The following is a 23542-nucleotide window of genomic DNA, read 5'->3' on the forward strand; positions in this document are numbered from 1 at the left end:
AGGGTGTAGCTGCCGGCGTTGGTGCCGGCGCCGCTGACCGTCAGGGTGCCGCCCAGGACCGACGCCGTCTCGCCATTGACGAGGCCGCTGTAGCTGGCGCCCAGGGTGGGGGTCTGGCCGTAGGTGACGGTGGTGTTGTTGGCGGTGACGGTCAAGGCGGCCTTGTTCACCGTGAGAGTGCCCGCGACATAGCTGATGTCGTAGTTGGCGGCGGTAAGGCCGCCCGGGGTGAGGGTGTAGCTGCCGGCGTTGCTGCCCGCCCCGCTGACCGTCAGGCTGCCGCCCAGAACCGACGCCGTCTCGCCATTGACGAAGCCGCTGTAGCTCGCCCCCAGGGTGGGCGTCTGGCCATAGGTGACGGTGGCGTTGTTGGCGGTGACGGTCAGGGCCGCCTTGTTCACCGTCAGTGTGCCGGCGACATAGCTGATGTCGTAGTTGGCAGCGGTGAGGCCGCCGGGGGTGAGGGTGTAGCTGCCGGCGTTGGTGCCGGCGCCGCTGACCGTCAGGGTGCCGCCCAAGACCGACGCCGTCTCGCCATTGACGAAGCCGCTGTAGCTGGCGCCCAGGGTGGGCGTTTGGCCATAGGTGACGGTGGCGTTGTTGGCGGTGACGGTCAGGGCCGCCTTGCTCACCATCAGTGTGCCGGCGACATAGCTGATGTCGTAGTTGGCAGCGGTGAGGCCGCCGGGGGTGAGGGCGTAGCTGCCGGCGTTGGTGCCGGCGCCGCTGACCGTCAGGGTGCCGCCCAAGACCGACGCCGTCTCGCCGTTGACGAAGCCGCTGTAGCTGGCGCCCAAGGTGGGCGTCTGGCCATAGGTGACGGTGGTGTTGTTGGCGGTGACCGTCAGGGCGGCCTTGTTCACCGTCAGGGTTCCGGCGACGTAGCTGATGGCCGAACCGTCCGTCGTGGCGGCCCCGCTGGCCGTGATGGTGTAGCCGCCGACGTTGGCGCCACTACCGGCCCCGGTGGAGGTGAGCGTGGGCGCGGTGCCGAGGCTGGTGCCGCCCAGATAGGCGTGCGCCACGCCGGTCGCGCCGCCGGACAGCGTGTAGGCCAGCGTGCCGCTGACATCCTGGCCGTAGGTCTTGGTCACGTCGCTGGCCGTGATCACCAAGGTGGGTTGTTCCGCGAAGACATAGCGGTTGCCGCCGACCGCCACCGTGCCGGACGCCAGGGTGCGGTTCCACAGGGCGGTGTTGCCGCTGTCCAGGTTACCGAAGGTGTCGCCGGCGGAGGTGGCGGAATAGACCAGCCAGCGGCCGCTGGCGGCGGTGATGGCGCTGGAGCCGGCGGTGTTGATGAAGGCGCTGGTGGTCGACAGGGTGACGGCATCGCCGGTGGCCTGGCTGGTGACCGCGTTGGCCAAGGTCAGCGTTCCGCTGGTTGTGATGGTGACGCCACCGGTGGCGGTGATGCCGCTGATACCGCCGGCGGTGCCAATGGTCAGGGCGCCGGCGTTGGTGAAGGCCATGGCGCCCCCGGCGGTGGCCGCCAGGGTGCCGACGCTGTTGGCCTGGGTCAGGGTGATGGCGCCGCCGGCGTCCAGGCCCAGGCTGCCCACGGTGATGGTGGCGCCGCTGGCCTGGGTGATGGTGCCGCCGGCCTCCAGCACCAGGGTGCTGGCATGGGCCGGGGCAATGGCGGCGCTGATGACGATGTCGCCGGACACAGGCGGATCCACCACCAGGGTGCCCGCGGTGACGCGGTCCAGCTCCGCCGCCGACAGCTCCAGCGTGCCGGTGGTGGCATCGCTGGCGCTGCCAAGGTCGACCGTCCAGCCGCTGGTGACGGGGGCCAGGGTGACGGTGCCGCCGCCGGTGGCGCTCACGGCGCTGGACAGGTCCATGCGATCGGCGATCAGGGTGACACCGGTACCGGAGATGGCCTGGGACACGGTCAGCAGGCTGTCGGCCCCGGCCGTCAGTTGCACCGTGGTGATGGCGGTGACCCCGCTCAGGCCGTCGACCGTGCCCACGGTCAAGGCGCCTGAGTCCTTGAAGCTGACGCTGCCGGCGCTGGTGGTGGCCGCCAGGGTGCCGACGCTGTTGGCGGTGGTGGCCAAGCTGATGTCGCCGGCGGCGCGCACGGCCAGGTTGGTGGCGGTAATGGTGGCGCCGCTGGACTGGGTGATGGCGCCGCCCGTGGCCAGGGACAGGGTGGAGACATTGCTGGGCGCGATGGCGCCCGCGATGGTGTAGCCGGCGGTCTCGCTGATGTCCGTGCGGCCGATGACCAGAGTGCCGGCGGTGACGCCGTTGATGCCGGCGGCGCTCAGCACGTCGGCGCCGGTCACGCTGCCGCCCACGGCCAGGGCGCGGTCGGCGGACTGCTGGCGCAGGGTCACCGTGCCCGTGGTGGTGATGGTGGGGGCCGCGCCGTTGGACAGGGCAAAGTCGTCGCTGGTCAGCGTGATGGCGCCGGTCTGCGTGCCACTGCCGAGGCTGGCGGCCGTGCTGACGCCGTCGCCCAGCAACAGACCGGCACCGGTGGTGCCGCTGCCCGTCAGGGCGATGGCGCCGCTGGTGGTGCTGACCGTTTCGCCGTAGAGCCGCAAGCCGGTGCCGCCCGTGCCCGTGCCGGTCAGGGTGATGGCGCCGGTGGTAGCGGTCACGCTGCCGCCGTTGATCAGCAGGCCGGTGTTGCCGCCGGGGCCAGCCGCCGCCGTGCCGGTCAGGGCGATGGCACCGGTCGCCGCCTGCACTGTGCTGGACACCAGTTGCAGGCCCAGGTGCGCGCCGGCGGCCGTGCTGGTGGTGGCCGATCCGGTCAGGGTCAGCGTGCCGCCGCCGCTGGTGGTGAGGCTGCTGCTGTTCAGCGCGATGCCGGAGGAGGTGCCGGTGACGCTGGCCTGCCCGTCACCCTTCAGGATGGCGCTGCCCCCCTCCAAGCTGATGGCGCTGTTGGTGATGCTGATGGCGGCGTCGTCGGTGGCGCTGGTGCCCGTGCTGTGGGCGTTGCCGGCCGTCGTGGGGTCGCTGACGACGGGGCCCCCCACCAGGGCCAAGGTGCCGCCCTTGGTCAGGATATTGACGTGGCTGAGGGTGATGCCGCCGGTGCCGCTGCTGTCGCTGTCGGCGTAGGCGGCCAGCGTCAGGGCGGCGGTGGCGGTGCCGTTGACGGTAATGGCGCTTGAGGTGCCCTGCAGGGTGACATTGTTGCCGGCCACCAGCGTCAGGGTGCTGGTGCCGCTGCCGGTACCGACCGCGAGGCTGGTGTCGGTGACGGTCAGGTCGCCGCCGGCCGTCAGGGTCAGGGTGCCGCCCGCCGCCAGGGTGGCGGTGTTGGTGGGGGTCGCCACCATCAGGTTGCCGCCGGCGGTCAGGCTGTCGCTGCCCGTGCCGCTCAGCGTCAGGCCGTTATAGCTGGTGCCGCCTGCGGTCACGCTGTCCACGGTGACGGCACCGGAGGTGACGACGCTGAACGTGGCGCCGTTGGCGGTGAAATGCGTGACGGCGTTGCCCGTGTTGGTCAGGGTGTAGCTGCCGCCCTCCAGCGCCAGGCCGCCGGCGCTGATCGCCTGGGTTTGGGTGATGCTGGTGCTGGCGCCGGTGAAACCCAGGCCGCCGGTCAGGGTGATGCCGTCGGTGGTCCCCACGCTTCCCACCGCCAGGGCGGTGTTGGAGCCGATCAGCACGCTACCGGTGTTGGCGGCCAGCGTGCCGATGCTGTTGATGCTGTTGCCGCCGGACAGGCCGCCCAGCTGCCAGACGCCGCCGCTGCCCAGCAGCAGCAGGCTGGGTGTGGTGATGGCGGCCGACTGCGTGCTGGTGCCGGTGCTGTTCAGCGTAAGCGTGCCGGTGCCGCTGACCGTCAGGGCGTCATCGACGGTGATGGCGCGGCTGCCGGCCTCGATATCCAGGCTGGCGTTGGCGGACAGCGTGATGGTGCCGCCCGACACGGTGTAGAGCAGGCTGGAATCAATGCCGCTGGGCCGTGCGCCGGCCAGCGCGCTGGTGCTGACGGTGGGGCCGTCGCTGGTCATCTGCACCGTGCTGCCCAGAACGGTCAGGCCGGTGGTGGTGCCGCCGCTGGTGGTCAGGTGGATGGCGTTGCCCAGCGTCGTGTTGCCCAGCGCCGGATTCAGGTAGGCGACCAAATTGCCGCCGGTGATGGGGCTGCCGTCGGCCAGGATGTAGTAATAGCCGTTGGCGCCGGCGAAGCCGCTGCCCAGGCTGGTGCCGTTGGTCAGCGCGCTGACGCGGTTGGCGACGGCGAAGCTGCTGCCGGCGGCGTCGCTGTAGGCGGTGCCGGTGACGATCTGGACGCCGCCCGAATGTTCCCAGGTGAAGTAGGGCAGGGTCACGCCGTCGACCATGCCCCAGACGGGCGTGGTGTAGTCCCACCCGGCACCGGTGAAGGTGCTGCGCGTCTGCATCTGGGCGGTCGTCTTCCCCGTGACGCCGGAGGTGGTGCCGCCACCCACGCCGACCGACAGGCCGGAGGTTTCGGTGTCATAGAAGCTGTTGCTGGCGGTGCCGACGTTGCTGCCGATCAGGCCGCCCAGGGTGGTGGTGCCGGTCAAGGCCAGCGCGCCGATGCTGTAGGTTCGGGCCACCGTGCCGCTGTTGGTGCCTACCAGGCCACCGGCGGCGGACCCGCTCTTCACCGTGCCCAGCAGCGCCACCTGCGCGTAATCGTCGGTGATGGTGCCGATCAGGCTGTTGACCAGGTCGACGCTGTTGTTGCCCACCAGGCCGCCCACGGACTGGGCGCTGCCGGCGGCGGTCATGCGGATACCCCCCAGGGCGTAGCTGCCCTGGATGGTGCCATTGCTGTTGCCGACCAGCCCGCCAACATCGGTGCCGCTGGCGGTGATCAGGATGTCGGCCTTGGCATCCTGCAGCAAGGCGCCACCGGTGATGCTGCCGATCAGGCCGCCCACGGTGCTGCCGCCCGCGATGCTGCCCCTCACGGTGACATGGCTGACGGCACCGCCGCCGGCGTCGCCCACCAGGGCCCCGACGGCGCTGCCGCCGGTGACCGATACGGTGCCGAGTGACAGGTCGTGAAGGTAGCCGATGCCGCCGGTTGTCGCGAACAGGCCGACGTCGGTATTGCTGGGCAGATTGATGGTCAGGCCGCTGATGCTATGGCCGCCGCCATCGAATGTGCCGGTAAAGCTGTCGATGGGGGAGAAGCCGCCGCTGCCCCACACGCCGCCGGTGGCGGATAGGGCGCTGCCAAGGTCGATATCGTTGGCCAGGGTGTAGCCGAGGCCGGGGTTCAGGTTCGTCAGCTGCAGCTGATGGGCCGAGCGCACGGTGGCCGACGCCTCCGCCACCAGCATCGGCCGCGTGCCGCCGTCCACCATGTACCAGGTGCCGGACATGTCCCAGCCGGCGTTGGAGAAGGTGGTGCTGGTGAAGCCCTGGGTGCCGGTCAGGCCGGTGAAGCCTGTCACCGTCAGGCCGCTGCCGCCGGAGGCGGCGCCGTAGCTCCGGCCCGTGGTCGTGACGTCCCAGAATGAATTGCTGGCGGTGAATGTCACACTGGACAGGCCCACCAGGCCGCTGGTGTAGATGCTGCCGCTGGTGCTGCTGATCCGGCCGCTGGCGTAGCTGTTGTTGATGCTGGCGCCCGCCACCTGGATGATGCCGACCAGCCCGCCTTCTTCCTGAAAGCCGGTGACGTCGCCGGTGGCGTAGGTGTTGGTCAGGCTGGCGCCATACAGGTTTCCCACCAGACCGCCGACCACGCTGCCCCCGCCGGTGACGGTGCCGCTGGCGCCGGAGGTGGCGATGTTGCCAGAGGCGAGGCCGACCAGGCCGCCGACGTCGGTCCAGCCGCTGACGGCGCCGGATGCCCAGGACCGATTGATGGTGCCGGTGCTTTGTCCCACCAGGCCGCCCACGTACAGACCGTGGCTGCTGGTGCCCGAACTGCTGACGGCGGCGGTGGACCAGCTGTCCGCGATGGTGCCATTGGTGAAACCCACCACGCCGCCGACACTGTCGGCGGTGGCGCTGACCGTGCCCGACATGCCGGCGAAGCTGATGGCGCCGGTGGCGCTGCCCACGACGCCGCCCACCTGGCTGGCACCGCTGACCGTGCCGGAAACGGTGATGTTGCTGATGGTGGTGCCGGTGGCCGACCCCACCAGGGCGCCCACGTTGTTGCCGCCGGAGACGGAAACGTTGGTCAGCGCCAAGTTGGCCAGTTTGGCCGAGGCGGTGGTGGAGGCGAACAGGCCCCTATTGGTGGCGCTGCCGGTAATGGTCAGGCCGCTGATGGTATGACCCTGACCGGACAATTCGCCGGAGAAGCTGGCGATGGGCATGAACCCGCCGCCCCATATGTCAGCGGCGTCCGCGAGGGAGGTGGTCAGGCTGATGTCATTGGCGATGGTGTAGCGGGCGGTGGGGGCCAGGGCCACCAACTGCAGTTCATGGGCGTCGCGGATGGTGGTGCTGGCTTCCGCGCGCAGGACCGGGCGGGACAGGCCGGCGGGTAGGTACCAGGTGTTGCTGAAATCCCAGCCGCTGAAGTTGGATTGAACCGCCATCTCGGCGGTGGTGCGGCCGGTGATGCCGGTCGCGCTGCCGCTTCCGACGCCGCTGGACAGGCCGGTGGTCTGCTGGTCCCAATAGGAATTGTTGACGGTGGCGCTGACGTTGAAGCCGATCAGGCCGCCAATCTTCGTGCCCGGCGCGCTGATGGCGCCGCTGGCGTAGCTGTTGCTGATGGTACCGGTGGCGCTCTGACCCACCAGGCCGCCTATTTCATCCGCGCTTCTGCCAGACGTTTCCGTGACGGTGGCGGTGGAATAGCTGTTGGAGATGTTGGTGGATATCCCCGCCAGGCCACCCGCCAGGGCTTGGCCACCGACCCCGCCGCCACCGGTGACGGTGATGGCGCCGCCGGCGTAGGACGTGTTGATGGCCGTGGCGCTCAGGTCGGCGGTAACACCCAGCACGCCGCCGGCATAAGCCTGCCCGCCATTGACGAAGCTGAGATTGACGTCAGCCATCGAGGTGGAACCGGTAATGGTTCCGCCATTGTACTGTATCCCCACGATGCCGCCGACGCCGTAGCCGCCACCGCCCTGGAAATTCAACGTGCCGGTGACATAGGCGTTCACGATATGACCGCCGCCGTTGGCGCCGACCAGGGCGCCGACATGGCTGTCGGCATTGGTGACGGTGATGGCGACGTTGGTCAGGCTGATGTTGTTGAGGGTGCCGGTGTTGCCGCCGAACAGGCCGATGTAGGTGTTGCTGCCGCCACCGTAGTTGATGGTCAGCCCATCGATGGCGTGCCCCTGCCCGTCATAGGTGCCGCTGAAGGGTGTCGAAGGGGTGCCCAGGGGGATGAACCCGGCGGGGACGCTGCCGGTGGTGGACTTCCAGATGCCGCCGGCGGTCGGCGCCGGCATGCGGATGTCGTTGCTCTGGGTGTAGCTGGCCGTCAGGTCGTGGGCGACCAGCTGCAATTGGTGGGCATTGCTGATGGTCAGTGAATATTCCCAGAGGCCCAGGGGCCGGGTGCCGCCGTCGCTCAACCACCAATCGGTGGTGAAGTTGAAAGCGCCGTAGGCGCTGGCCTTGTAGGCGTAGGTGCTGGCGCCCGACTGCGCTGGATCGCTGGTCACGGCCGCGGCGCTGCTCGTGCTGCCCCCCACGACGGCGCCCACCGCCGCCGCGCGGCCGGTGCTGTAGGTGTCCCAATAGCTGCTGGTGATGCTGCCCGCGCTGACGCTGTCGCCGTTGGTGCCCACCAGGCCACCGATGCTGCCGGCGCTGCCGCTGCTGAGCGTGACGCTGCCGCTGGCCCAACTGGTGGTGATCGGGTTGGCGTTGATGCCGACCAGGCCGCCCACGCTGGTCACGCCGGCGACGGTGCCGGTCGCGTAGCTGGTGGCGATGCTGCCGCCCTCTGAAATGCCGACCAGGCCGCCGACAGCGTCGTTGCCGGTGACATTGCCGGTGGCGTAGGCGTTGGTGATCGCGGCCCCCTGGCCGGAACCGATGAAGCCGTTCGTTCCCACCAGGCCGCCGACCCGGCTCGCGCTGGGCGCGTAAACGGTGCCCAGGGCATAGACGTCGGTCAGGCTGCCGGACCGCTGCCAACCGACCAAGCCGCCGATGCCGGTGCCGCTGTAGCCCTTGGGGACGGTGATGGCGACATCGGTCCAGCTGTTGCTGATCGACTGCTGGTCGTCCTGGCCGACCAGGCCGCCGATGAAGTCGCCGTACCCGGTGATGGAACCGGTGACATGAACGTTGGTGACGGAGCCGCCGTTGTTGGCGCGCCCGACCACGCCGCCCACACGGTTGGAGCCGGTGATGTTCACATCCTCCAGGCCCAAGTTGCTGACCTTGGGACCGTTGCCTGTGGGCGTGTCGCCGAACAGGCCCACTGCGACGGTGGTGGGCCGGTTGATGGTCAGGCCGGTGACGGTATGGCCCTGGCCGTCCAGGGTACCGGAGAAGCTGTTGATGGGGGCGAAGCCGGCGCCGCTGTTCCAGGCGGCGGTGGCGCTGGCGTCGATGTCACGCCCCAGGGCATAGGTGCCGGACAGATTGGTGGACAAATCCTGCAGGTTCTGGGCGGTGTTCACCAGCATGTAGGCGGTGAGAGAGCCGCTGCCCAGCGCGACATTGCCGGCATAGCTGGTGGGCGAGGCGTAGCTGGCCGGGTTGTAATAGAGGTTCACCGACCCGCTGCTGCCGGTCATGGCCACGCCGCCGCTGGTGAAGGTGACGGTGCCGCTGCCCGTGCCGGTGTTGTCGGCGTGCAGGGTGACGTCCCCGGACCCCGCCGTGTGGCTCAGCGTGCCGCCGTTGAAGATGATGCTGTGGTAGGCCGACAGCGTCAGGCTGTGGCTGGCCGCCCAGGTGACGTTGTTGGCGACGGTGATGTCGCCCGTCTGGCTGCCGGTGTTGCCGGTGGTGATGGTGACGTCGGCCGTGGCCAGGGTGTTCTGCAGCGTGGTCGTGTTGATGACGGAGCTGTCGCCCGTGGGGGTGAACGTGCCGCCGGACAGGCTGCTGTTGAGGTTGCTGCCGGTGGAGATGGTGACGTTTTCCGGGTCCAGCAGCAGTTGGCCAACGGCACCCAGCGGGGCGGTCAGGTCCACCGCGCCGGTGAAGTCCAGCAGCTTGTGGCTGGACACTTCGGCGAAGCCGCCGTTGCCGCTACGGGGACCGCCCTTGGCACTGAGGGCGCCGGCGAAGCCGGTGTACTGGTCCGACCAGACGATGACGCCACCGCCATTGCCCTTGGCGCCCGCGTCGGCCTTCAGGGTGGCGCCGGCCGCGACGGTGGTCTGGGCGGCGGTGGCCACGGTTTGCTTCACCAGCTTGGCGGACGCATCGCCGCCGCCCTGGCGGTCACCCCCCAGCAGGATGGTGCCGCCGGCTCCGGTGGTGCCGCTGGCATCGACCACGGCGCCGGCCTGCACGGCCACCGATTTGCCCGTCGCGATGACGGTGCCGCCGCTGCCGTCGGCGTTGGTCGCCGTCAGGGCGCCGGCGACCGTGACGGCGCCGCCCTGGTCCGTGGCCGTATCCGTCGACCCGCTGGCCGACAGCCAGATGTGCCCATTCTTGACCGTGGTGCCGGTGGCGCGGATGGCGCCGCCGCCGTTGCCGGCCAGGGCATAGATGTTGCCGCCGGCGGCCTTCAGTTCCGCCTGCGCCGCCGCGATGGCGCCGGTGTTGGTGACGTCGCCGCCCCCCACCTGGACATAGACGCGCTCACCCGCGTCGCCGTCCTTCAGCAGCACCTGCTGGCCGGCGGCCAGGCCCACGGTGCCGTTGGGCGCGGTGATGGTGCCGTCGTTAGTGACGCTGCGCGCGATCAGCAGGACGTCGCCGCCGGTGGAGGAGATCTTGCCCAGGTTTTTGACCTCGGCATCCGTGTCGCCCTTGAACAGCAGCGTGCCGCCGGCCATGAAAGCGTCGTTGGCGATGTCCAGCGTGCTGGCGGTGAAACTGCCGCCCGTGACCACCACGCCGCTGGACCCCACGACCACGCCCGCCGGGTTGATGACGTACAGTGTGCCCGTGGCCTTCAGCGTCCCCAGGATGGTGGACAGGTTGCCGCCGGTGACGCGGTTCAGCGTGGCGCCGCTGCCGTTGTTGAAGCTGACGGTGCCACCCTGGCCGATGGAAAAGCTTTTCCAATCGATGATGGCGCGCTGGCTGCCCTGGTTGACGGTCAGGCTGCCGGGGCCGCCGCTGATGCTGCCCGATCCGGCCTGGAAGGCGCCGCCCGTGGGCAGGGTGGGGCCGCTGCCGGCGCGGGCCGGTCCGGCGGCGGTGACGGCCAGCAGGGCCATGGCCGTGCCCGCCAGCAAGGCGGCCCGGTGGCCGTGCCGTTGGGGCTTTGGTGAGAAGATCACATGGCCTTCAGCGCGCGCCGCACCGCCTTGCGGGGCATTCCCCCGCATCCACATCCCAACCCGAGAACCCATGCTGTCCGCCCCTGGAACCTGTGGCCTGAAACTTTGGCGTACCGGGCTCATTGGGGACACCACGCGGGTGACGGTCCTGCCCTGGCCGCCAACACCGCGTCACTGGTCATGCCCCGGCTCGCGAATACGCCGCCAGTCACGCAACCGTTCAGCTGGCGACTGGCACCGGGACCATAACGCAACCCTTGCGGGCAATTTACAGAAATTGTCGAAAGTGTACCGCAGTTATGCTGCTAATTATCCTCAAGTGATTGATGCGTTTATTGGCATACACCCGTAAGGCATACGTGGTTAACGCAGCCACGCCGCTACCGGGCGCCAAGTGGCGGCTTCCCGGTGGGGAATCCCATATGGGCGCCCGGGAAGGTACGCATTCCCGGCCCCCGCCGGCTGGCCGGCGGGGGAAACCGGGGACGCTACTGCAGGCGCAGCTTGGCGACATCGCCGGGCGTGATCTTCGACGGGGCCGCGCCAAAGCGCGCGGTCACGTAATTGGCCACCGCCGCGATCTCCTCATCCGAATAGGCGCCGGAGAAGCCTGGCATATAGGGCCGGCCGGCGATCTGGGGGCCGGAGCCCTTCAGGATCATCAGGGCGACGTTGGCGGCACTGGGGTCGTTGACCGCCCGCTTCGCCGTCAGCTGAGCCTCCGCCGAATTGACGCCGGTGCCGCTCCAGGCATGACAGCTGGCGCAGGCACCTTCGAACATGCGCTTGCCGTCCAGGTTGTCGGCCACGGTGGCGCCATGCTCCCGCGGGGCGGGGCCGGCCGGGGCGGGAAGGCCGGTGTGCACCGCCGGCACGCTTTGCAGATAGGTCCGCATCGCCGCGATGTCCGACGGGCTGAGCTTCGAGAAGCTCAGCTCCACCGCCTCGCGCATCGGGCCGGAGGCGACGCCCTTGCCCTTGGCGTGGCCGTGGGCCAGGTAGGCTTCGATCTGCTCCGCCGACCAGTCCCCGATGCCCGACGTCGCATCCGGGGTGATGTTGTAGGCGTTCCAGCCCTCCGCCTGGCCGCCGGCGAACTTGCGCCGGGTGTCCATGGCCTGGAACGGGGTGCGCGGCGTATGGCATTCGCCGCAGTGCGCCGCTCCCTCCACCAGATAGGCGCCGCGGTTCCATTCCGGATCGCGCTCGGCCACCGGCATGAAACGGTGGTCGGGGTTGAACAGCATGCCCCAGAAGATCATCAGCCAGCGCTGGTTGTAGGGAAAGGCGAAGGTGTCGGGCAGGTTCTCCCGCCGTACCGGCGCCAGGGAGAACAGATAGGCCTTGATGGCCAGCACGTCCTCGTCCGTCATCAATGTGTACGACGCGTAGGGGAAGGCGGGGTAGAGATGCCGTCCCCCGGGCGCCACGCCCTTGTGCACCGCCTTCAGGAAGTCCGCGTCGCTCCAGCGGCCGATGCCCGTTTCCGCGTCTGGGGTGATGTTGGGGGTGTACAGGGTGCCGAAGGGCAGCTTGAACGGTCGGCCGCCGGCGTAAGGCGTGCCGCCCTCCGCCGTGTGGCAGGCCTGGCAGTCGGCCGCCGCGGTCAGATAGGCGCCCCGTTCCAGCAAGGCGGCGTTGGCCAGTTCCTTGGGCACCCCGGTGGGCGAGGTGCCCTTGAAATCCGCCAGGTTGACTGGGTGGCCGCCGGCGAAATCCAGTGGGCCGGGCAGGAACACCATCCGGGCCAGCACGGCGGCGCCCGCCACGACGATGATCCCGGCGACCAGTAGGGCCGCCCTTTTCGTGCTTCCGCGCATCAGGTCCGCCCCCCCTTGGCCAACAGTGTCCGGTCTATGGGCATGCGTGTCAGCTGCACGCCCGTGGCGGCATAGATGGCGTTGGCCACGGCGGGCTGCACCGTGGTGGTGCCGGGCTCGCCAATGCCGCCAGGCGCCTCGGTTGAGGGCACGAGGTGCACCTCCACCGCCGGCATTTCATCGATGCGGACGACGCGGTAGTCGTGGAAATTGCTCTGCTGCACGCGCCCCTTTTCAAAGGTGATCTGGCCATGCAGGGCGGCGGACAGGCCGAAGACCATCCCTCCCTGGATTTGCGAGATCACGCCATCCGGGTTCACCACCATGCCGCAATCGACGGCGGTGACCAGGCGGCGCACCCGCACGTCGCCGTCATCCCGCACGGCCACCTCGGCGATGGTGGCGAGATAGCTGCCGAAGACCGACTGCAGACAGATGCCCCGGCCCACGCGCCCACCCGCCTCGGCAGGCAACGGCGTAGCCCAGCCGGCACGCTCCGCCGCCGTGTTCAACACCTGCAACGCCCGCGGGTTGGCCGACAGCAGCGCGCGGCGATATTCCAGCGGGTCGCTTTTGGTTTCCCGGGCCAGCCGGTCGATGAAGCTTTCGACGGAGAAGACAGTGTTGTTGGGGCCCACGCCGCGCCAGAAGCAGGTGGGCACGCCCTGCGGCTCATGGCGGACGTAATCGACGTGGAAGCCGCCGACGGCATAGGGCTGGTCGCTGGCGCCATCGATGGCGTCGATGTCGATGCCGCCGGTGAAGGCCGGCGGCAGCCACCGGGCGATGACCGAGGGGCCTACCACCGTGTGGCGCCAGGCCACCGGCTTGCCATTCTCCAGCTTCGCGGACAGCCAGCTGCCGTAGGTGGAGCGGTACATCGCCTTCTGGATGTCCTCCTCCCGCGTCCAGACCACTTTCACCGGGCCATCGACATGGGCGGCGATGCGCACCGCCTTGTCGATCATATCGACCTCCAGCCGGCGGCCGAAGCCGCCGCCCAGCAAATGGTTGTGAACGGTCACCTGCTCGGGCTTCAGACCAGCGGCCTGCGCCGCCATGGCCTGGGCCTTGGTCATCACTTGGGTGCCGGTCCAGACATCGCAGGCGCCCGGCCGCAGGTGCACCGTGCAGTTCATAGGCTCCATGGGCGCGTGCGCCAGGAAGGGCAGCTCATAGCTGGCGCTGATGACGCCGGGGGCGCCCGGCTGCGCATCCGCCCCTTCGCTCTTCACCGGCACGCCCGGCTGCTTCGCGGCCTCATGCATGGCTGCGCGCAGGCTGTCGGTGGACAGCGTGGCGTTGGGGCCTTCATCCCAGGTGATGACCAGCTTGTCCAACCCCTTCTTGGCCGCCCACATGTGATCGCCGACCACGGCCACCAAATCGTCCAGCACCACCACCTGCCGCACTCCCGGCACGGCGCGGGCCTGGGCGTCGTCCACGCTCTTGACCTTGCCGCCGGGTACCGGGCAGCTGGCCAGGGTGGCGAACTTCACGCCCGGCGGCATGGCGTCGATGCCGTATTGGGCGGAACCGTTGCCCTTGGCCTCGATGTCCAGCCGGGTCTGGGTCTTGCCCAGCAGACGGAAGGTCTTCGGATCCTTCAGCGGCGGATCGGCCGGCGGGGTCAGGCGCGCGGCGGCGGCGGCCAGATCACCATAGGGCAGGGAACGGCCGGTGGCTGCGTGGAGAACGGTGCCGTCCCGGGTCTCGCAGCTGGCCGGCGCCACCTGCCAGCGCTTGGCCGCGGCCTCCACCAGCATGGCGCGCGCGGCGGCGCCGGCCTTGCGCATGGGCGTCCAGTAGGCGCGGACGGAGGTGGACCCGCCGGTCGCCTGGATCTTGAAGATGGGATTGCCGTAAAGCGCGTCGCTGGCAGGTGCCGCCTCCAGCCGGACGGCGGCCAACGGCAAATCCAGCTCCTCCGCGATGAGCATGGTCATGGCCGTGTAGATGCCCTGGCCCATCTCCACCTGCGGCATGATCAGGGTCGCGGTGCCATCACCGGCGATGCGGATGAAGGCGTCGGGCGCGAACACGGCGGGGGCGTTCTCGCCCGCCACCGCCAGACGGCCCAGTGGCAGATCGACGGCCAGCAACAGGCCGCCGTAGGCCAAGCCCCGCAGCACGTCGCGACGGGAGGTGCCGGGCGTGGAAAGATATTTGTCCATCGTGCACCTCAGGTCAGGGAGGCGGCGTGCTTCACGCCCTCGCGGATGCGGACGTAGGTGCCGCAGCGGCAGATGTTGCCCGCCATGGCAGCCTCGATGTCGGCGTCATTGGGCGCCGGCGTCTGCGCCAGCAGCGCCGCGGCCGACATGATCTGACCCGACTGGCAATAGCCGCACTGCGCCACCTGCAGGTCCATCCACGCCTTCTGCACCTTGGCGCCGGCCGGGGTGGCGCCGATGCCTTCGATGGTGACGACGGCCATGTCGCCCACATCCCCGACGGCGGTCTGGCAGGAGCGAACGGGGGTTCCATCCAGATGGACGGTGCAGGCGCCGCACTGGGCGACGCCGCACCCGAACTTGGTGCCCGTCATCCCCAGGACATCACGCAACACCCAGAGCAGTGGCGTGTCCTGCTCCACATCCACATCGTGGACGGTGCCGTTGATCGAAAGCTTGACCATGGATTTTTTCCCGTGCTGGCGGCCCTTGCCCATCCGTTGCCGGCACCGTCTGCGAAGCGGTGCCGGCAACGAAGGCGCGTGTCACAGAGCTTCGCGCAGAACGGTGCGGTTCCGGAATCATACCGCGGGCGGGGGTGGGACCATCGACGGGGCGTGGCCATGGCGGCAGAATCTCATAGACTATTGTATTATAAAATAAATTTTCATTTCCCCACCATTTTTGCCTGCGAAGTGTTGCCCGCTGTGCAACGATGTTTATGGTCAATTGCGGACCATCAGGGACTTCGCCGCCATCCTGACCATCTCTTGCCCCAGGCGGCGTCTTGCTGATTTGGCGCGGCGTCAGAGGGTGTGATGGTCATCCTTGCCGGCAGGTAACGGTGGATGGACTGTCCGTCACCAACGGGAGGGAAACGGACCATGACACGCACCATCACGGAAAAGCGCGCGGCCTTCCGCGCCCTGCATCAGGACGGCTGTTTCCTGCTGCCCAACCCCTGGGACGTGGGCAGCGCCCGGATGCTCCAGCACCTGGGTTTCCAGGCCCTGGCGACGACCAGTTCGGGCTATGCCTGGACGCAGGGCCGGCCGGATTACGGCGTGACGCGGGACGACGTGCTGGAGCACCTGCGCGCTTTGGTGCCGGCCACCGACCTGCCGGTCAATGCGGACTATGAATCCGGCTTCGCCCATGAAATCAGCGACCTCACGGCCAATGTTCGCATGGCGGTCGAGGCTGGTGTCGCCGGCTTGTCGGTGGAGGACATCCGCGCCGACGGCCAGCCCGGCCATTACGACACCGCCACGGCCATGGAGCGTATCCGCGCGGCGCGGGCCGCCATAGACCAGGTCGATGCACACGCCCTGCTGGTCGCCCGTACCGAGATCCTGTTGAGCGACCCGTCCTGCGTGACCGAGGCCATCGACAAGATGGTGGCCCTGGCCGAGGCGGGCGCCGATTGCCTCTATGCCCCCGGCCTGGTGGACAAGGCTGACGTCGTGGCCCTGGTCCGCGCGGTGGCGCCCAAGCCGGTGAACCTGCTGGTCATGCGCCCCGGCCCCAGCCTGGCGGAAATCGCCGACTGGGGCGTGCGCCGGGTCAGCGTCGGCGGCGGCTTGGCGCGTGCCGCCTGGGGCGGCTTCCTGCGTGCGGCGGAGACGCTGCGGGGCGGATCGTTCGACGGGCTGGCCGCCGGCGCCTCGGGCAAGCAACTCAACGAGATCTTTGGCGCCTTCAGCGGAGCTTGAGCGACAGTTCCACATCCTCGCCGAAGGGCAGGGAAAGATAGCCGTTGGCGGGGTCGCGCACCCGGGTCAGATAGTCCGGGCTGTGGTCAGCGTTGTCGGCGAGGATGTAGGCGCCCGGCCGCAGCCGGCTTTCCACCAGGTCCAGGATCTCAGGATAGAGGGCCTTGGCGCCGTCCAGCAGCAACAGGTCTATGGTCTGTGGCAGGTCGGCGGCCAAGGTCTGCAGGGCGTCGCCCTCGCGGATTTCCACCAGGTCGATCAGGCCGCCTTCCGTCAGGTTGGCCCGGGCGCGGGCGACCTTGGACGGCTCGAACTCCGTGGTGATCAGCCGGCCGCCGCCATTGTCGCTCAGGGCCGCCGCCAGATGCAGGGTGGACAGGCCGAAGGAGGTGCCGAACTCCACGATCGTGCGTGCGTTCGAGCCGCGCGCCAGCATGTACAGCAGCGTTCCCGCCTCACGCGACACCGCCAGGGGCATGTCCTTCAGGGCGCTGTAGAACCTGCGGTACTCGGTCTTGCTGCGCATCAGGTGGGTATGGTCGCCGCGCGCCATCATGTCGGCCACGCCGGGAATGGAGGAGGGCGTGATCCGGGCGGCCTCCGCGAACAGGCGGTCCAGCAAGGGTGCCACGGGGGCGGTGGTCAGGGTGCTCATGGGGATGAATCCGGGTTGACGCGGCGCGGTCTTGCGCCGCCCTCAAAATACGACTAATTCGTCATGTTCCCTATTCGCATTGCCCCGGCCCGCCATGCCCGACCGCGCCAGCCCCCGCATTTCCTCACGAAAGCAGCCGCAGCAGGCCCGCTCCGCCGGGCTGGTCGCCACCATCCTGGAGGCGGCTGTTCAGGTTTTGGCGAAGGAGGGGGCGGCACGCTTCACCACCGCGCGGGTGGCGGAAAAGGCGGGCGTCAGCGTCGGGTCGCTGTACCAGTATTTTCCCAACAAGGCCGCCATCCTATTCCGCCTGCAAAGCGACGAATGGCGGCAGACCGCCGACATGCTGCGCGCCATCCTGGAGGATCGCGCCCGGCCGCCGCTGGTCCGGCTGCGCGCCTTGGTCCACGCCTTCCTGAAGTCGGAGTGTGAGGAGGCGGCGATGCGAGGGGCCCTGGCCGATGCGGCCCCCCTCTACCGCGACGCGCCGGAAGCCAAGGAGGCGCGGGGATCGGCCGACGATGTCGTCGCAACCTTCATGCGTGAGGCCTTGCCCAACGCCACCGACGCCGTGCGCGCCATGGCGGGCGACCTGATCAAGACGACCGTGAGCCAAGTGGGCAAGGACTATTCCGAAACCCCGCGCACGGACACGGAAATCGCGGTCTATGCCGATGCCATGGCCGACATGTTCTGCGCCTATCTCCGCAGCTTGGACCAGGGCTGAGTCCATATACGAAGTTACGTCCTATCCCGCCGTTTTCCCTTGGTTTTAAGGTGGCGCGCGGCCTCGGGTGGCGGGGCCGGGTTCGGCCATGGGGGACCCTGAGGATGCGGACCGGGGCGATGGGCCGGCGGCTGGCCGGCGCGCTGTTTCTTTTGCTGGGCACGACGGGTTTGGCCGGCGCCTCGCCTTGGGGCGAGGTGGGCGATAACCCGTTGCGGGGCGATATCGAAATGCTGGCGGCGGCCGGCCTGATCGATGGCGTCACTACGCAATGGCCCTTGCCCTGGACGGCCATCGTGCCGGCGCTGAAGGCCGCCGATCTGGACGCCCAGCCGGATTCGGTGCAGGCGGCGGCGCTGCGCGTGCTGGGCCGCGCCACGCGGGAGAACCGGCCGGGTTTCAGCACCAGCGCCAGCCTGGACCTGACCAATGCACCGGCGCTGGTCCACGGCTTCGACAGTCTGGGCCGGGGGGAGGGGCAAACCCAGGTGGCGCTGTCCTACAGTTCCAACACCGTGGCCGCCCGGCTGGCCGTGGGCAGCTACACCCAGGACTTCAAGAACGGCGCCACCAAGCTGGCGCTGGACGACAGCTATCTCGCGGTGAAGGCGGGCGACGCCCTGGTCTACGGCGGCTGGCTGACCCACTGGTGGGGACCGGGCTGGATCTCGGCCCTGACCCTGTCCAACAACGCCCGGCCCATGCCCCAGGTGGGTATCCAGCGTCTGGACACCTCCCCCTCGACCTGGCCGGTGCTGGAATGGCTGGGTCCCTGGCAGGCGGAGTTCTTCCTGGGCCTTCTCGACGGCCCGCGCCTGCAGAAGAACACCGTGTTCGACGCCTTGCGCGTCACCGTCAACCCGGCCCCGGGGCTGGAGATCGGCTTGGCGCGGACGGGCGAAATCTGCGGCCAGGGGCACCCCTGCGATCCGGCGGAGTATTTCCAGCTGAACAACTCCCCCACCGACGTCAACAGGACCAATGACGAGGGCGTGGTGGACATCAAGTATAGCCATGACCTGTGGGGCGTGCCGGTCCAGGCCTATATGCAACTGATGAATGAGGATAGTTCGCCCATCACCCATTCCGGCACCAGCCACCTGTTTGGCGCCACCGCCTTCGTGCCCCTGGCGGGCCGCCCCCTGCGGCTGACGGCGGAGTACGCCGACAGCATCTCCACCACCGACATCTTCAGCTTCGCCAGCCGCATCTACGGCTTCTCCTACACCAACGGTGGCTACCCCGATGGTATGCGCTATCGCGGTCGCACCATCGGCTTCAGCCTGGACGACGATTCCCGCCTCTTGTCCCTGCAGGGCAGTTGGACCGATGCCGATGGCTGGACCTATGAGATGACGCTGCACCACGCCGTCATCGGCACGGCGCAGTCGGCCGGCGCCAACATCGTCAGCCCCGCCCCCGTCAAGGTGAACATCCTGGAAGGACGCCTCAGCCTGCCGTTCCGCCACTTCACCCTGGACCTGCGCGGTAGTGTCCAGGACGACCAGGCGCGGCCGGACCATGGCTTCCTGCCGGCGGTGGAGGCGGCCCTGCGCATCGCGCTGTAGGGGGCGCGCATCGCGCTGTGAAAATAGCGCGGGCTCATGGGAATAAACCCGCGGTCCGTATCCGTCATGGGATTGAGGGGAGACATCCCCACGTTGCCTGCCGGAGGATCCATGCCGTCCATCGTCGCCTGCGCCAAGACCACCACCCCGCGCGATCGCGTCCGCGATGTCGCCGCCGGCCTGTTCGCCGACCGGGGGTTGGACGGGTTCAAGATGCGGGACCTGGCGCAGCGCCTGGGCGTCAGCGTCATGACGCCCTACCGCTATTTCGAGAATAAGGAGGCCATCCTGGCCTGCGTCCGCGCCCACGGCTTCGCCTGTCTGGCAGACGCGCTGGACCAGGCGCGGGGCGGCGGCGCGCTGGAGGAGCGGGTGGCCGGCCTGGCCACGGCCTACGGCGCCTTCGCGACCGCCGAGCCCGCGCGCTATCGCCTGATGTTCGCCCTGGCGCCGGCCCAGGTGCCCGGGGTGGCGGAGGTGCGACGTCAGGAACGCCGGGTGGAGGACGCTTTCGCCGCCCACGCTGCCGGCTTCGCAGCGCCGGGGCCGTCGTGTGCGGATCCGGTCGCCCTGGGCCGCCTGCTGTGGTCCACCCTGCACGGCGTGGCCGTTCTGCACCTGGGCGGCCAGCTGCCGCAGGCGGACCTGACCGACGCCCTGTGCCAAGCCGCCCGGGCGCTGGTCATCGCCCGTGCCGGGAAGGGCTCCACACCCGCCGGGACCGCCGCGTGACCATGACGGCGCCCCAGCCGTTGCGGATGCCGGAGCCGGCGCCGCGGGCCGAAGCGGTCGAGGTGCCGCCGCGCCGCGCCCGGCGGCACCTGACGCCCAAGCGCGCGCTGGACATGACGCTCAGCCTGGCGCTGTTGCTGGCCTGCCTGCCGCTGCTGGGCCTGATCGCCCTGCTGATCCGCCTGGACAGCCGGGGGCCCATCCTGTTCCGCCAGCAGCGCATCGGCCTGGCGGGCCAGCCCTTCCACATCGTGAAGTTCCGCACCATGCACGTGCTGGAGGATGGCGCCGACGTGGTGCAGGCCATCGAGGGCGACCCCCGCGTTACCCGCGTGGGCGGTGTCCTGCGGGTGACCAGCCTGGATGAGCTGCCGCAACTGCTGAACGTGCTGTCGGGGGAGATGTCGCTGGTGGGGCCACGGCCCCACGCCGCCGCCCATGACGACTATTACCGCGCCCGCATCCCCAATTATCTCTACCGCCAGAACGTGCGGCCCGGCATCACCGGCTGGGCCCAGGTCAACGGCGCGCGCGGGGCGACGCCCCAGGTGGCGGACATGCAGGCGCGGGTGGACCTGGACGCCTGGTACGTGGACAACGCGAGCCTGGCCCTGGACCTCAAGATCTTGGCGCGCACGCCCCTGGTAGTCCTGAGCCGGCGCAAGGCGTGCTGACGAAGCCCGGCACTATTTCGCCGACACTATTTCGAACGCATAGCGATTACCCCTGGGAATAAACGCGGAAGGCCATCCGTCTTAGGGATGAGAGGACCGTGATCCACCGGGGAATTGGCCCCTGGGATGCCGGTGAAGATGGACGTAAGCTGATGCGGCGTAGGCACGGGCGCGAGGTTTTCCATTGGTTCGACATGGCCCGTGTCGGAGAGCCCTAAGCCGTGCCCCAGCAATTCGCGAACGCCCTGGTCATGCAGCTGCCGGCGCTGAGGCGATACGCCTTGGCGCTGGTGGGCAATGCCGCGCTGGCGGATGATCTGGTCCAGGATTGTGTGGAACGCGCGCTGCGCCAATCAGCGCAATTGCGGGAGTTGCCCCGCATCTCCGGCTGGCTGCGGCGTATCTTGCGGAACCTGTATACCGACGAGATCCGCCGCGGCAACAGCCGGGGGGAGGAGCAGGACATCACCGAGTTGGCCGACCATGTGGAACTGAGCGCGCCGCCGACCGACGTCGGGGCCGCGCGGGACTTCGTGAAGGCGGTCAGCCGGCTGACGCCGGAGCATCGGGAAATCCTGCTGCTGTCCAGTGTCGAGGAACTGAACTATCGCGAGATCGCGGAGGAGTTGGGCATCCCGGTGGGTACCGTGATGTCGCGCCTGGCGCGGGCCCGTGAGCGGTTGCGTAGCGTGATGCAAGGCGAGGGCGCGGAAATCATCCCGCTGCCCCTGGGCCAACAGCACCCAGTATCGAAAGACCGAAAGTGAGCGACCATACCCCCAACCATCCCTCCATCGCGGAGGTCGATCTGCACGCCTTCCTGGATGGCGAGCTGCCGGAAGACCGCGCCCGCGTTGTCGAGGCCGCACTGCTGGCCGACCCCGCCCTGGCGGAGCGCCTGGCCGGGTACGAGGCCGACAAGGCCATGATGAAGCGGCTGTACAGCCCGCTGATCGACCGGCCGGTGCCGCAGCACCTGGTCGACCTGGCGCAATCTGCCGCCAATGGGCACGCCGCCCGGCCCTGGGCCGACTGGCGCCGCCTGGGCGCGGTGGCCGCCGTCGTGCTGCTGCTGGTGGGTGGCGCCTACCTGGCGGGCCGCCCGGCGGGCGGGCCGGCCGGCGATGTCGTGCAGATGGCGCTGGCGGCACGCGATGTGCCGGCGGCTGTGCCCAGTGACCTCGCCCCCTACAACGCGGCGCTCAGCCGCGTCGTGGCCCTGAACATCAAGGTGCCTGACCTGACCCGCGCCGGCTATCGCCTGGCCGGCGTGAAGGTGGAGGGGCAGGCGGCCACGGTGGCCTACCGCGACGCCGACGACCGGCTGTTCACCATCTACCTGCGCCATTCCGACGGCTCGGTGCGCTTCGACCAGTTCAAGCGCGACAAGCTGCGCGTCTGCATCTGGCAGGACGACCAGCTGAGCATGGTCATGGCCGGGGAGATGTCGGCCGCCGTGATGCAGAAGCTGGCCAGCATGGCCTATGTCGGCCTGACGGCGTGAGGTGCACCAGAGGCATGATCTGCATGCCGCTGTAGGATGCGACTGCATCCGCCGCAGCATTTTGGGGAGCGAAGCGGACTGAAATGCGAGGATCAGCCAAGGCGGACGGATGTCCGCCGCCCGGCGTCTGAGGGGGGCTGATGATCGGCAACGATCATCGGCCACTAACGGACAGATCTTGCCGACAGGCTGTCGGGGCTGAACAGCGTGGCGGGGTGCGGGGCGGTGACGGTGTAGGGCGTCGCCTCGCCATTGAAGGCGAAGGTGTAGGCGTAGCCGCCCAGTTCGAAGTCGTGGATGAACTGGCTGCCGATCACCACCGCCGGCACGTCCGGCATGAGGTACATGGTGGCCTGCCCGAACTTCCACAGCTTGCCTTGCTCATCCCAGGAATCCCCGTAAACCGCCATCCAGGTGTCTTCGTCGAGGTAGAGCCGCCGATGCGGGACAACGTCATGCGCGCCAGCGGCCAGGGTGCCGTCCACCACCCAGACGCGGTGCAGCTCATAGCGCAGCGCGTCGGGATTGGGGTGGGTGCGGCCCAGCACCTCGCTCACCGGCTTGGCGTACAGGCGGTTGTTGTTGTAGGGCACGAACATCTCGGCCTTGCCCACCAGCTTGAAGTCATAGTGGTCCAGGCCGCCGAAGAAGATGTAGTACTCGTCCTCGCTCATATAGCCGGCCGCGTCGGTGTCCGGCACGTCGTAGGAGATGGCCGGCGCCTTGCGCACGCGGTGTTCCCCCGGCAGCAGGCGCCAGGCGGCGAAGTCGTGGCGCTTGATGTTGATCGGCTGCCAGTTGAGGTAACCTTCGCCCACGCGGGAGGCCGGGGCCACCGCCAGGTGCAGCGTCTTGAAGTAATAGCCGCCGTAACTGTCGGGCGTGGCATCCCGGTAGTAATAGGGGAAGTCGGCAATTTCCTTATAGCCGCTGGCCTTTTCCACCACCCCGTCCGCCGGCACGACATAGGTGCTGACCGTCACCTCGCGCGCAGGGCCCCAGTAGGCCAGCAGGTGGTTCCACATGGCCTGGAACCCATCCTTGGGGATGGGGAAGGGGATGCCGCCCACGGCCCTCTCCACCCCATAGGCGATGCCTTCCGGCGCCGGCCGGGCGCGCGTGGCGTTCAGCCGGATGTTCTCATAGACCCAGTCGGGGGCGGCGGCCGTGCGATGACTGGGATAGATGTCCATGCGATAGTCGGCGTCGCGCTGGAACAAGTGCTTCGCACCCTCCGGCAGCCGGTCGGCATAATCGCGGAAGTTCTTGGCGGTGATGGAGAACAGCGGTTTTTCCGCCGCGAACGGGTCGGGATGTGGGCCCGTGGCCATGGGGCCCGGCGCGCTCAACCCGCCCGTCCAGGCCGGAATGCTGCCGTCCGTGTTGCCCGCCCGCTCCGCACCCACCGGGGTCAGTCGGGACTTCAGCTGTGCCGCCTCCTGCTCCGTCACCTGGGCGCGGGTGCTGGTGGGCTGGCAGGCCAGCGCCAGCGTGGCCAGCAGCACGGCGGCCAGCGATATGGGGGCCAGCGATATGGGAGACGGGACGGCAGTGGATCGCATGGGCTCGCGTACGGCGCCTGGTGGTGTGAGGGGTTGCGCGCCGGCGTGCCGGGATTTCCCGTGTTTTGGCC

The 23542-nt window shown here is 69.0% G+C and carries 13 protein-coding genes; 7 read left to right on the plus strand and 6 right to left on the minus strand.

The features are described 5' to 3' along the window. The 4 genes from FBZ88_RS27745 to FBZ88_RS27760 all read right to left on the minus strand — a co-directional run. Positions 1–10391, minus strand: a 10391-nt coding sequence (locus FBZ88_RS27745; protein WP_186464631.1) for an MBG domain-containing protein, incomplete at its 3' end; no start/stop codon positions are given. Positions 10392–10831: 440 nt separating this feature from the next. Then, positions 10832–12163 (minus strand): cytochrome c, encoded by a 1332-nt coding sequence (locus FBZ88_RS27750; RefSeq protein ID WP_145620238.1) that lies wholly within the window; start codon positions 12161–12163, stop codon positions 10832–10834. Beyond that, positions 12163–14337, minus strand: a complete 2175-nt coding sequence (locus FBZ88_RS27755) for a xanthine dehydrogenase family protein molybdopterin-binding subunit (RefSeq protein WP_145620239.1) — start codon at positions 14335–14337, stop codon at positions 12163–12165. Before FBZ88_RS27755 ends, FBZ88_RS27750 begins: the two co-directional genes overlap by 1 nt. Before the next feature lie 8 nt (positions 14338–14345). Beyond that, positions 14346–14801: a (2Fe-2S)-binding protein gene (locus tag FBZ88_RS27760; RefSeq protein WP_145620240.1), complete on the minus strand. Its 456-nt coding sequence runs from the start codon at positions 14799–14801 to the stop codon at positions 14346–14348. 420 nt (positions 14802–15221) lie between these two features. Here FBZ88_RS27760 and FBZ88_RS27765 point away from each other — a divergent pair, with 420 nt between their 5' ends. Next, the gene (locus FBZ88_RS27765; protein WP_145620241.1) at positions 15222–16049 is read left to right on the plus strand and encodes an isocitrate lyase/PEP mutase family protein; all 828 of its coding nucleotides are present in this window, start codon (positions 15222–15224) and stop codon (positions 16047–16049) included. Here the strand turns inward: FBZ88_RS27765 and FBZ88_RS27770 are convergent. Beyond that, positions 16036–16704, minus strand: a complete 669-nt coding sequence (locus tag FBZ88_RS27770) for an O-methyltransferase (RefSeq protein WP_145620242.1) — start codon at positions 16702–16704, stop codon at positions 16036–16038. The two genes, FBZ88_RS27765 and FBZ88_RS27770, sit on opposite strands and share 14 nt — an antisense overlap. A 94-nt stretch (positions 16705–16798) precedes the next feature. On the opposite strand from FBZ88_RS27770, the gene FBZ88_RS27775 reads away from it, so the two are divergent. The 6 genes from FBZ88_RS27775 (at position 16799) to FBZ88_RS27800 (ending at position 21909) form a co-directional block, all read left to right on the plus strand. After that, complete coding sequence (locus FBZ88_RS27775) at positions 16799–17431, plus strand: TetR/AcrR family transcriptional regulator (RefSeq protein WP_145620243.1); 633 nt, start codon at positions 16799–16801, stop codon at positions 17429–17431. A gap of 104 nt (positions 17432–17535) precedes the next feature. After that, positions 17536–18999 (plus strand): capsule assembly Wzi family protein, encoded by a 1464-nt coding sequence (locus FBZ88_RS27780; RefSeq protein ID WP_145620244.1) that lies wholly within the window; start codon positions 17536–17538, stop codon positions 18997–18999. Positions 19000–19110: 111 nt separating this feature from the next. Beyond that, positions 19111–19731: a TetR/AcrR family transcriptional regulator gene (locus FBZ88_RS27785; protein ID WP_186464632.1), complete on the plus strand. Its 621-nt coding sequence runs from the start codon at positions 19111–19113 to the stop codon at positions 19729–19731. Positions 19732–19733: 2 nt separating this feature from the next. Continuing rightward, on the plus strand, positions 19734–20405 hold the full coding sequence (locus FBZ88_RS27790; protein ID WP_145620278.1) for an exopolysaccharide biosynthesis polyprenyl glycosylphosphotransferase: 672 nt from the start codon (positions 19734–19736) through the stop codon (positions 20403–20405). Positions 20406–20626: 221 nt separating this feature from the next. After that, positions 20627–21172 (plus strand): RNA polymerase sigma factor, encoded by a 546-nt coding sequence (locus FBZ88_RS27795; RefSeq protein ID WP_244909682.1) that lies wholly within the window; start codon positions 20627–20629, stop codon positions 21170–21172. Beyond that, on the plus strand, positions 21169–21909 hold the full coding sequence (locus FBZ88_RS27800; RefSeq protein WP_145620246.1) for an anti-sigma factor family protein: 741 nt from the start codon (positions 21169–21171) through the stop codon (positions 21907–21909). Before FBZ88_RS27795 ends, FBZ88_RS27800 begins: the two co-directional genes overlap by 4 nt. Before the next feature lie 164 nt (positions 21910–22073). On the opposite strand, the gene FBZ88_RS27805 is transcribed toward FBZ88_RS27800, so the two are convergent. Continuing rightward, positions 22074–23471, minus strand: a complete 1398-nt coding sequence (locus FBZ88_RS27805) for a DUF1329 domain-containing protein (protein WP_186464633.1) — start codon at positions 23469–23471, stop codon at positions 22074–22076. Between the last annotated feature and the right edge of the window lie 71 nt (positions 23472–23542).

It is taken from the genome of Nitrospirillum bahiense, assembly GCF_007828025.1.
Lineage (GTDB): Bacteria > Pseudomonadota > Alphaproteobacteria > Azospirillales > Azospirillaceae > Nitrospirillum > Nitrospirillum amazonense.